This window comes from Aeromonas sp. 159, assembly GCF_963862045.1.
GTDB classification, from domain to species: domain Bacteria; phylum Pseudomonadota; class Gammaproteobacteria; order Enterobacterales; family Aeromonadaceae; genus Aeromonas; species Aeromonas veronii.
In genome coordinates, this window is sequence record NZ_CAWLMI010000016.1 from 1 (window position 1) to 10,496 (window position 10,496).

The following is a 10,496-nucleotide window of genomic DNA, read 5'->3' on the forward strand; positions in this document are numbered from 1 at the left end:
GAGCCATGTTGAGGAAATGGCTCGGCTGGCCGACATGGATCACAACACGTTCCAAGTAGCAGCGCACGTTGGCGCTGATGATGACCATTAAAAAGCAAGAATCATGCCTCATTCCCGGCTCAAGCTTTGTCCGGCGCGTCCGATAATAAGTCAGGTGCAGATACAGGAAAGGTATCCATGAACAAACTCATCACGGCGTTGGCGCTTGCCCTGGCATTGGCCGGGTGTGGCTCCGACCCTATCAATCGGGATCAGGGTGACCCCCGCCAGGCGGCGCAGGGGATGGAGCTCAACTGGCTGGTGGCGCGCATGACCGATCAGCTGATGGAGCGCAAATCGCTGACCACCCTGACCGAGCCCATCGCGGTGGCCTCTTTCGTCGATCTCGATACCCTGCAGGATACCAACTGGATGGGGCAGCAGATTGAGGAGAGCTTTATCTACGAGCTCAACCGCCGCGGCGAGGTGGTGGTGGACTTCAAGCTGACCGGTAGCATCAAGGTGACGCCACAGGGGGACTTCGTGCTGAGCCGAAACTACAAGGAGCTCTCTTCCCGTTTGCCGATCTCCCGCATTCTGGTTGGCACCTTCAGCCGCAATAGCAAGGGGATCCTGGTCAACGCCCGCGTTATCGACATGCGCACCAAGATGGTGGAGACCACTGCCCAGAGCCTGATCCCGCAAAAATATCTGTTCGGTGCCAACAACTCGTTTGGCCGGGCATCGATCAATCGCGGTTATCTGATGCGTGACAGTCAGGCCCGGCCGGGCGGTCATCTGGTCAACCTGACCCCGTGAGGTGCGAGTCATGAAGATCCTGTTTGGTTGCCTGTTGGCACTCTTGCTCACCGGTTGCAGCTACAACCGGGTGGTGGATTACACCCAGGGTGGCAAGCCCGATGATTTTCCGGTGCTCAAGGCGGTGGGGTATGCGGTGATCGACATCCAGCCCGGTCCCTCCCAGTCGGAGAAGATGCTGCAAGCCATTCGCGCCTCCAAGATGGATGCTTATCGCGAGCTGGCAGAGCAGCTCAATGGTCAGCAGGTGCGCGGTCAGAGCAGCTACCGCGACTTGACCCAGACCTCCAACTCGCTGGATGTGTCGGTCGCTGGTGTGGTGCGTGGTGCCCGGGTGGTGGCCTCCTATCCGCGCGGCAACACCTATGCCACCGAGATGGAGCTCGATACCCGTGCCCTCTACAATATCAATCAGTTGATGGCGGGTCAGTTCTGAGTTGATGGGCTTGCCGTGAAAATCGGCATCAAAACAAAAGGCGAGCAGGTGCTCGCCTTTTGTCGTTGTGGGCTGGTTAGCTTCCCATCAGCACCGGCGGTACTGCGGTGGGTTTCACATCCTCGCTCGGGTAGCAGCCAAGCACCTTGATATAGCGGGTGATCTTGGTCAGTTCCACCAGTGCGGCCTGCATCGCCGGAGTCTGCAGGTTGGCGGAGACATCCAGATAGAACATCTCTTCCCACGGGTTGCCCTGCACCGGACGGGACTCCAGTTTGGTCATGTTGATCTCGTGGCTGCGCAGCACCAGCAGCGCCTCGACCAGCGAGCCCGGTTTCTGGGAGGTGGACATGATGAGGGTGGTCTTGGCCGGGATCTGCGGTGCCACATCGATGGGCTTGCGCGCCACCACGATAAAGCGGCTGTAGTTCTCTTTCTGGTTGGCAAGCTGCTCGGCCAGCACGTCCAGGCCATAGAGCTCGCCACCAGCCGCGCTGCCGATGGCGGCGGCCTCCGCGCTTGCCAGCTCTTTGACCTTCATCATGGCGCTGGAGGAGGAGTCGCAGATCTCGTGGCGGGCCCCTTCCAGCTTGCTCAGATAGTGGGAGCACTGCTGGAACACCTGCGGGTGGGCATAGAAGGTCTTGATGCGGCCAAGCTCGGTCGGCACGGCGGTGAGAATGCAGTGCTCGATGGGATAGGTGAGCTCGCCGACGATGGAGAGGCTGGTGTGCTGCATCACGTCATAGACTTCGTTGATGGAGCCCGAGCTTGTGTTCTCGATGGGCAGCACCCCAAAGGCGGCGCGACCCGACTCCACCGCATCCAGCACTTCGCGGAAGTTCTGGCAGTTCACCTCGATCACCTGATCCTTGTAGCGCGCCAGATATTTGCGGGCGGCCAGGCTGGAGTAGGAACCACGCGGCCCCAGATAGGCGACGCTGGTCATCGGCTCCTGCTGCTCCGGGTTGAGCAGGCTCTGCAGATAGGCCTGCTGGGAGAGCACCGAGTCCTCGATGATGGTGTGGTAGATGCGGGTGATGTACTGGGCATCCAGCCCCAGCACGCGCCCTTGCTGGATCAGGGCGACCAGCAGCTCCTGCTCGCGCTGGTGGTCACGGATGGGGCGTGGGTTGGCTTGCTTGGCTCGTGCTACCTCGATGCTGAGGGTCTTGCGTTTTGCCAGCAGGGCAAGCAGCTCCTGATCCAACCGGGTGATGTCTTGTCTGATCTCGTCGAGCGTTGCCATGATGGTTCCCTATCCAATTAATCGATTGATATTGATGCAAAAAAAAGCCTCCGCGAGGGGAGGCTTGATTCGTCTTTGCTTTCTGTTCACACGACGACAGGCCTTCCCTCAAGCGGGCCGGATAAACGAGAAAGCAAAGAAGAACGGTGCGTGCATAAGTGTGTCCTTGAAGTAACGTCATAACCATTAAGGGATTTGCCGCTGCGATGCAAGTAAAACTTGCCCGCACCGCAAGATGGGGGCAGGGTATCCGGTCAAGTGGCAGGCGTATAAACGGCTTTATATGAAGCTGAATTTCTGCCCGCGATTCAGAGCTGCAGGAGGTTGTAATGGCGATTATTTTCGATTTGGGACGGGTGGTGGTGAGCTGGGATCCGGTAGGCATCGTGAGCTCGGTGCGTGGCCCAGAAGGGGCCGAGCAGCTGGCGGAGCGGCTGTTTAATCATCAGGACTGGCTGGAGGTGGACAGAGGCACCATGTCACTGCACACCATGGCTCGTCAGGCAGAGCGCAGAACCGGGCTGAGCGCCGCAGAAAACCTGGCGATTTTGCAGGCGGTGCCTCCGTCGCTGTTGCCAGATCCCGCTATGCTAACCTTGATGGCCGAGCTGCACGGAGCTGGCCATTCGCTCTATGCCCTTTCCAACATGGGGCACGCCAGCATCGACTGGCTGGAGCAGCATCAGGATTTCTGGCGCTTTTTCAGCGGCAAGGTGGTTTCGGCGCGGGTGCGGATGATGAAGCCGGAGCCGGATATCTATCGCTACCTGCTGGTGTCGTTCGATCTCAAACCGGCAGAGTGCATCTTCATCGATGACAGCCCCGCCAACATCGCGGCCGCCGAGGCCCTCGGTATCAGGGGGATCGTCTTTACCGACGCGGCGAGTTGCCGCCAGCAACTGGGTGAGCTGGGCTGTTTGCCCGCCACCGGCAGGGGGTGATGCCCCTCTAGGAGCACTATGGAGCATGGCCGGTTTCGCAATTGGCTCAGTCATTATCCCGAGGCGACCCTGATCATCGCCTGCAAGGATGGCAGCGGTTATCAGCTCTGTGTTGAGGCAGAAGGGGAGTGCCTCTGCCTGACCGACAGCGAGGGAGGGCGCCTGACCTTCACCTCGCTGGATCAGGCGCAGGGTTTCTTGCGAGCCCATCAGGTTCACCAAGCAAGATTACGAATTTATGACGCCCAAAATGAAGATTTAGCAGCAGAATCACAGGAAATAATCATCAAGTTTTAATTTTAACCAGACTCTTTAAGGGTCTATTCAGTTTGTTTGCCGCACAATACTGCACCTGTTCATCATCCGGAGCTGTTTAATGGGTGCCAATGTAGTTGTACTGAATCAGGGATATGATCACTCTTTTCAAGCCAGGGAACAGCTGCTGATTGAGCGACTGGCAAGTTTTGACGAGCTGGTTGTCTCTTTTTCGGGACGGTTGGAATCCTGCTACAGCATCGAGCTGTGCCGCGCTGCCGGTGTGAAAATCCACGCAATTACCCTCGATAATCCGACCCGCAGTCGCAGCGAAGTGGCCCGTGCCCGCCGTTATTGCCAGCGTTATGGTATCGATCACTGGGTCATCAAGAGTGACGAGATCGTCTTTTGCGATCGCCTGCCAAATATTGAAGGGCTGATCGACCCGGTTCGCCGCATTGGTGAGTATGTGCAGACTCGTCCGGAGTGGGCTCATCTGCCGTTGCTGGTTCCGGCAGCGGTGGAGGAGCGTGATGATTATCTTGCCCAGTTCGGGTCTCTGCCTGCCAACTCCATCTGGTTTTTTGCCGACAACGGATTGATGCGCCGCGATTATCGTTACGGCTTCAACAAGCGTCAGCTCGGTCGTTGGGGCAAGGGGAGCAACGGTTGCCTCAGCAATCGCTTCACCAATCCACGGCAGCTTGAGCAGCGTTATTTGCGAATGGTGGATCAGGCCGAGCAGATGCTGGCCGACATGGGGCTGGACGAGGCACAGGTCTTTTTCCATACCCTGTGCGACTGCTCCACCACCCTGGCCCGGGTGCGTCTGCCCGAACATCAGCGTGCGCAGGCCTTTGATATGCAATCGGATATTTTGTCCGCCCTCAAGGGGAGCAAGTTCGATCTGGTGACCCTGGATATGGCACAGAAAGAGCGGCACGATCTCGCCATCTAGCCTGCGGGCAAGCAATGCGGGTGCCAGAACGTGAGTGCCGTCATAGGCAAGGGGCGACGGGACTGTTTATACTGTCGCTCTTTCACCCGTTACCGAGCTTCGCCCAATGAAACCCTTCTCCCGTCTGCTGATTGCCCTGTGCCTCTCCCCCGTATTGGCGCAGGCTGCCCCTCTTTCTCAGGTGACGCTGCCCGATGGTCGGCAGGTTCAGCTCAACGACGACTTCACCTGGGAGTATCTGGTGGTCAAACCGGCCGAGTCCGTACAGGGCGTGGCTGCTGATGGGAAGGCTGGGGCCGTGGTGGCCGTCGCTGCTCCGGTGCTGACCGATCAGGCCAAGGCCAATCCGGACCTGCTTGCCCAGATGGCGCGCGATGGTGTGGTGGTCAAGCTCGACAAGATCGAGGAATCTGACCCGCTGGTGCTGACCTTTATGGTGAGCAATACCGGTACCCGCAATGTGGTCGGGGTGCGTGGCATGGTGACCCTGTTCAGTGCTGACGGAGTGCAGCTGAGCCGTCAGGAGGCCCGCTTCTGGGTTGCCGAGAACCGCCTGCCGGAGACCTATCTGCGCAAGGGGCAAGCCCGTCCGTCACTGGCCCTCGAGATCCCCCGTCCTGCCGGATTGACCGGTCAGCCGCTGGTGCGGGTTGAAATTGACGAGGTGGTCTTCCGCTGATTTGGCGTTGTTCCGGCCCATGCAAACCGTGTGGGCCGGCAACTTGTTGCCGCTGACACCCCCTGCAATATCTGCTTACATCTGACATGGTTCTGCAACAGCTTGCAGCTCGGCAAGCCGGGAACCTGATCGCACAATGACTCCATACCAGCTCGCTAGCAACGGGCCCAATCACATGGAGTTATCATCATGAAAAAAGCAACTGTCTCTCTTCTGGTTCTGGCCGGTTTTGCCTCTACTTCCGTCATGGCGCAGGATGCCTTTAGCTACGCCAAGGGCGCGGCCACCTGGGCGCACACCAAATCCGACTATCTCAACGGTACCTTCAGCAATGACAGCAAAGGAACCCGTGATTTTGGCGGTCTGAGCCTGGATCTCTCCAAGAGCTTCGGCTCCAATTTCTATGGTCGCGGCAGCACTGAATACACCTCTCGCAGCAACGGCAACGACAGCATGTCGATCTCCAGCATTGGTGTCGGTGTCTTTACTCCGCTGAGCACGGGTCTGAACCTCTACGGTGAAACCGGTGTGACCGGCTACATGCTGGAGCGTGAACTTGCCAGCGATATCGCTAACAAAGGGTGGGATGCTGTTGCTCGCAAAGATAGCGGCAGCATGTACGGTGAAGTGGGTCTGCGCTACGACATCGGCAATGTCGAGCTCTCCACGGCCTACCGCTACGCCAACATGACCGACGATATGCACGACTTCAAGGTGGGCGGTGCCTACAAGCTCAACCAGAACTGGGCGCTGACTGCCGATTACACCTATCGCAACTGGGATCTGCAAAAAGGTTCCATCTCCAGCCTGGGTGTGAAGTACAGCTTCTAATCCCCCTTCCCGTAGTCCGTAGTGTCTTGATTTTTACCCATGGCGTTCGCCATGGGCTTTTTCTTTTTCCGGTGATCCCTTTTTTCTCCTTGTGTCGTATCAGTCGCAAATAGTTATACGACTTTCATTTTTTTGTATAACTGCTATAACTGAATCAATGCTTATACAAGGAGCGTCATCATGTACAAGATTAAAGTCGGTATCAGTGCCTGCCTGCTGGGACAAGAGGTACGTTTCGATGGGGGCCATAAGCGCTCCAGCTTCTGTGAACGGGATCTTGGCGCTCACTTTGACTATCACCCCGTCTGTCCCGAGATGGCCATCGGTCTAGGGGCGCCTCGCGCCGCCATCCGGCTGGTCAAGCGCAACGGCGAGATCCGCGCCGAGGCGAGCAACGGTAGCTTCGATGTCACCGAAAAGCTGATCGCCTTTAGCGAGCAGAAAGCGCGCCAGCTCGACTTTATCTCCGGCTATATCCTCTGTGCCAAATCACCCAGCTGTGGCATGGAGCGGGTCAAGGTCTATGGCGCCAACAACGAGGGGAGCGCCAAGGAGGGGATTGGCCTCTTTGCCAAGGCGTTGATGGAGGCCAACCCCCTGCTGCCGGTGGAAGAGGATGGCCGCCTGTGCGACCCGATCCTGCGCGAGAATTTCGTGCTGCGGGTCTTCGCCTACCACGACTGGCAGCAACTCTGCGCCCGCGGCATTACCGCCTCTGCGCTGATCCGCTTCCACTCTCGCTACAAGTATCTGGTGCTCTCCCATGCCACCACCCACTACCGCATCCTCGGCAAGCTGCTCGGCAATCTGGGCAAGTCCACCAATTTGCAGGAGGTGGCCGACAACTACATCAAGGGATTGATGACAGCGCTGACCCTGCGGGCCAACCGCCGCAGTCACACCAATGTGCTGATGCACCTGCAGGGCTACTTCAAGCGGGTGCTGACCCCGGCCCAGAAGCAGGAGCTGGCCGATACCATCGACAAGTACCGCACCGGCATCTTCCCCTTGCTGGTGCCGCTCACCCTGATCCGTCACTACCTGCGCGAGTACCCCAATCCCTATCTCGCCGAGCAGGTTTATCTCAATCCGCATCCCGATACGCTGAAATTGCGTTACGGGCTCTGAATCCGTGCTGTTGCCCCGGCGCATGGTTTGCGCCGGGGAGCCTTACCCCTCTGTTTGATGGACGTTGTCATGTCTGATTTATCGCAAGAAGTTGCTCCTCTCGCTGATGAGGGGATCTACCCCATTCGCGAGGTCTCCCGTCTCACCGGCGTCAACGCCGTGACCCTGCGTGCCTGGCAGCGCCGCTACGGTCTGGTGCAACCGGCCCGCACCGAAAAGGGCCACCGCCTCTACAGCGAGCAGGATATTCGCCAGATTGGCGAGATCCTGAGCTGGCTGGAGCGGGGAGTGAGTATCGGGCAGGTGAAGGGGCTCTTGAGCGAACCCCATTCAGAGCCGGTGAGCGATCACTGGCAGCAGACCCTGGAGCTGTTCAGTCAGGCACTGCTCGCCTTCAACCAGCGCAAGGCGGAGGCTGAGCTCAACGATTTGCTGGCTAGCTACCCGTTCGAGCTGGTGCGCAGCCGGATACTGCAACCGCTGGTGGAGCGGCTGCTGGGGCTGTGGCGCGAGCGGCCGGATGGCGAGCTGCTGCAACAGGTGTGGCTGGGCTGGCTCCATACCCGCTTCGCCCGCCACCTGATCGAGCAGGAGAAGGGCGTGCCGATCACGCTGGCGAGTTGGGGGCAAGTCGGCCCCCTCGATCTGGTCTGGGCCGCCTACGAGTTGATCGGTCAGGGTTATGAGGTGCAACTGCTGGGGGCGGCCCTGCCGCATCATGCCAGCCTGCTTGAGGGGCGTGCCGTTACCCCTTGGCTGGTGCTGCTGGGGGCTGGGCTTGGCAAGCAGGATCTGGCCGCCGGATGGCCCGCCGGTACGCGTCTGTTTGGCGAGTTGGGGCGCCTCTACGACGATGAGTGGCTTAAAGCGCATGGCTGGCAGGCGAGCCTTGCCGAGCTGATGGCGGATGCCCCAGATGCTGCTGGCACCAGCGGACGCGGGAGGAAAAAATCATGAGACTGGTCTGGTTGCGCAACGATCTGCGCCTTGCCGACAACCCGGCGCTACGCGCTTGTTGTGGCAAGAGTGCCTGCGCCGGTGATGAACCGGTCGCCGCGCTCTTTATCATCTCCCCTACCCAGTGGCGGCAGCACAAAATGGCCCCCATCCGTCAGCGCTTTATGTTGGCGCAGGTGGATGAATTGGGCCGCGAGCTGGCGGCGCTCGGCATCCCGCTCCATCTGCTGCGAGTGGATACCTTTGCCGAGGCGCCCGCTGCGCTGGCAGACCTCTGCCGCGAGCTGGGGGTGACCCAGCTCTATGCAAATCAGGCTATCGAGCTCGACGAGCAGCGCCGCGATCACGCCGTCAGTGCCGCGCTGGCTGAGCAGGCGGTGAGTTGTCACTGGTTCAACGGCTGTTGCGTATTGCCACCGGGGCGGGTGCTGACCGGCTCGGGTGAGATGTTCAAGGTGTTCACCCCCTTCAGCCGAGCCTGGCTCAAGGCCCTCGATGAAGAGGGGTTTGTCATTCATCGCGCCCCAGCGCCCCGTGGCGAGTCGTTGCCGTGGCAGCCGCTGGCCGAGCGGGCGTGGGTTGATGAAGCGCTCGGCGAGCTTACGGCTGATCCACGCTGGCCAGTAGGGGAGGCAGAAGCTCTACGTCGTTTGAACATTTTTCTGGAGCAGGCGGTGCTTGACTATGGCGAGACCCGGGATTTTCCTGCCATCGCGGGCACGTCCGTGCTTTCCCCCTATCTGGCGGCGGGCATCATCAGCCCGCGCCAGTGTGTGGCGGCGCTCCAGCAGCGCCTTGGCTATCGGCCCCAGTCGAAGGCCCAGCCCGGCTTTGTCTGGCTCAATGAGCTCATCTGGCGCGAGTTCTATCGCCACCTGCTGGTGCTGATCCCGACCCTCTCCATGAATCGCCCCTTCAAGCCCGAGACGGCGGCCTTGCCGTGGAGCTGGGATCCGGATGCCTTCGCCGCCTGGTGCGAGGGACGAACCGGCTACCCCATCGTTGATGCGGCGATGCGCTGTCTCAACACCACCGGCTGGATGCACAACCGGCTGCGAATGATAGTGGCGAGCTTTCTCACCAAGGATCTCCATATCCACTGGCGGCTCGGGGAGGATTACTTCATGAGTCGACTGATCGACGGGGATCTGGCAGCCAACAATGGCGGTTGGCAGTGGGCGGCGGGCACAGGCGCCGATGCGGCCCCCTACTTTCGGGTCTTCAACCCCACCACTCAGGGGCAACGATTTGATCCACAAGGGGAGTTTATCCGTACCTGGGTAACTGAACTGGCCGATATTCCCGCCGCTTATGTGCATCAGCCCCACGACTGGCTGCGGCTCAAGGGGCGACAGGATTATCCGGCACCCATGGTGGATCACGCCGTTGCCCGGGTGAGATCCATCGAGATGTTTCGCTCTCTGGAGAAATAGGATGAACGAGCCGCTGGCCCGCTTTATTGGCCTCTATCAGCAACTGGATAAACAGCAGTTGCACCGCTTGCCCGAGGTCTATGCCGAACAGGTGGTCTTTACCGATCCGGCCCACCGTATCGAGGGGCTGGCGGCCCTTGGCGACTATTTTGCCGCCCTCTATCAGCGCCTCGCCTACTGTCGCTTCGTCATCTCCAGTCAGCAGCAGCAAGGGCCGCAGGCCTGGCTCGGCTGGACCATGACCTTCTCTCACCCCAGATTGCGTGGTGGTGAGCCGGTGACGGTGGATGGGGCCACCCGCCTCGAATTCGACGAGGCGGGCAAGGTGTGCCAGCACAGGGACTATTTTGACCTGGGCGCCATGCTCTACGAGCAGTTGCCGCTGCTCGGGCCCGTGGTGCGCACCATCAAGATGAGGCTTGGCGCATGAGCGGCCGAGTGCTTATTACAGGCGCGACCTCCGGCATAGGTCGTCAACTGGCGCTGGATTACCGGCGCGCCGGCTGGCAGGTGTGGGGTTGTGGCCGCGATGGCGAACGGCTGCAGGCGCTGGGGCTGGATGGCGTCACGCCGCTGCAATTTGATGCCCGGGATCTGGCCGCTATGAACGGGGTGGCTGCTACGCTGCCATTCCTCGATCTGCTGATCCTCAACGCAGGCAACTGCGAGTACATGGATGTCGGCGATGGGTTTGACAGCGAGCTGTTTGCCCGTGTCATCGACACCAATCTGACCGCTACCGGCCATGCTTTGGCCGCCTTCTTGCCGTTGCTCGGGGCTGGGTCACGGCTGGCGATCGTCAGCTCGTCGGTGAGCTGGCTGCCGCTGCCG

The 10,496-nt window shown here is 59.9% G+C and carries 13 protein-coding genes and 1 other annotated feature; of the genes, 12 read left to right on the forward strand and 1 reads right to left on the reverse strand.

Annotated elements, in window-relative coordinates; translation table 11 throughout:
* The first annotated feature begins 177 nt into the window (after positions 1 to 177).
* Both AACR14_RS03270 and AACR14_RS03275 read left to right on the forward strand, forming a co-directional pair.
* Complete coding sequence (locus tag AACR14_RS03270; RefSeq protein WP_019445103.1) at positions 178 to 798, forward strand: FlgO family outer membrane protein; 621 nt, start codon at positions 178 to 180, stop codon at positions 796 to 798.
* A 10-nt stretch (positions 799 to 808) separates the two neighbouring features.
* Positions 809 to 1,234, forward strand: coding sequence for an LPP20 family lipoprotein (locus AACR14_RS03275; protein WP_005349622.1), 426 nt, complete (start codon positions 809 to 811; stop codon positions 1,232 to 1,234).
* Between the two features lie 76 nt (positions 1,235 to 1,310).
* Here the strand turns inward: AACR14_RS03275 and pheA are convergent, their stop codons facing one another.
* Complete coding sequence (gene pheA / locus AACR14_RS03280) at positions 1,311 to 2,483, reverse strand: prephenate dehydratase (RefSeq protein ID WP_019445104.1); 1,173 nt, start codon at positions 2,481 to 2,483, stop codon at positions 1,311 to 1,313.
* Between the two features lie 38 nt (positions 2,484 to 2,521).
* Positions 2,522 to 2,643 (reverse strand) — a sequence feature (Phe leader region).
* A 169-nt stretch (positions 2,644 to 2,812) separates the two neighbouring features.
* Between pheA and AACR14_RS03285 the strand changes: the two genes are divergently transcribed.
* From AACR14_RS03285 to AACR14_RS03330, 10 genes are all read left to right on the forward strand, one after another.
* Positions 2,813 to 3,424 carry an HAD family hydrolase gene (locus tag AACR14_RS03285; protein WP_019445105.1) on the forward strand — a complete coding sequence of 204 codons (612 nt, stop codon included), beginning with the start codon at positions 2,813 to 2,815 and terminating at the stop codon, positions 3,422 to 3,424.
* 18 nt (positions 3,425 to 3,442) lie between these two features.
* Positions 3,443 to 3,721 carry a DUF6482 family protein gene (locus tag AACR14_RS03290; RefSeq protein WP_019445106.1) on the forward strand — a complete coding sequence of 93 codons (279 nt, stop codon included), beginning with the start codon at positions 3,443 to 3,445 and terminating at the stop codon, positions 3,719 to 3,721.
* 79 nt (positions 3,722 to 3,800) lie between these two features.
* On the forward strand, positions 3,801 to 4,637 hold the full coding sequence (locus tag AACR14_RS03295) for a hypothetical protein (protein ID WP_019445107.1): 837 nt from the start codon (positions 3,801 to 3,803) through the stop codon (positions 4,635 to 4,637).
* 106 nt (positions 4,638 to 4,743) lie between these two features.
* Positions 4,744 to 5,316, forward strand: a complete 573-nt coding sequence (locus AACR14_RS03300) for a DUF3157 family protein (RefSeq protein WP_019445108.1) — start codon at positions 4,744 to 4,746, stop codon at positions 5,314 to 5,316.
* A gap of 189 nt (positions 5,317 to 5,505) precedes the next feature.
* Positions 5,506 to 6,147: an autotransporter gene (locus AACR14_RS03305; RefSeq protein WP_019445109.1), complete on the forward strand. Its 642-nt coding sequence runs from the start codon at positions 5,506 to 5,508 to the stop codon at positions 6,145 to 6,147.
* Between the two features lie 180 nt (positions 6,148 to 6,327).
* Positions 6,328 to 7,275 carry a YbgA family protein gene (locus AACR14_RS03310; protein WP_005338692.1) on the forward strand — a complete coding sequence of 316 codons (948 nt, stop codon included), beginning with the start codon at positions 6,328 to 6,330 and terminating at the stop codon, positions 7,273 to 7,275.
* 69 nt (positions 7,276 to 7,344) lie between these two features.
* Positions 7,345 to 8,232 carry a MerR family transcriptional regulator gene (locus AACR14_RS03315; protein WP_019445110.1) on the forward strand — a complete coding sequence of 296 codons (888 nt, stop codon included), beginning with the start codon at positions 7,345 to 7,347 and terminating at the stop codon, positions 8,230 to 8,232.
* Positions 8,229 to 9,665, forward strand: coding sequence for a deoxyribodipyrimidine photo-lyase (phrB, locus tag AACR14_RS03320; protein WP_019445111.1), 1,437 nt, complete (start codon positions 8,229 to 8,231; stop codon positions 9,663 to 9,665). Before AACR14_RS03315 ends, phrB begins: the two co-directional genes overlap by 4 nt.
* A 1-nt stretch (position 9,666) precedes the next feature.
* Positions 9,667 to 10,095, forward strand: a complete 429-nt coding sequence (locus tag AACR14_RS03325; RefSeq protein WP_019445112.1) for a nuclear transport factor 2 family protein — start codon at positions 9,667 to 9,669, stop codon at positions 10,093 to 10,095.
* A partial coding sequence (locus AACR14_RS03330; RefSeq protein WP_019445113.1) for an SDR family NAD(P)-dependent oxidoreductase occupies positions 10,092 to 10,496 on the forward strand: 405 nt, incomplete at its 3' end. The genes AACR14_RS03325 and AACR14_RS03330, both read left to right, overlap by 4 nt.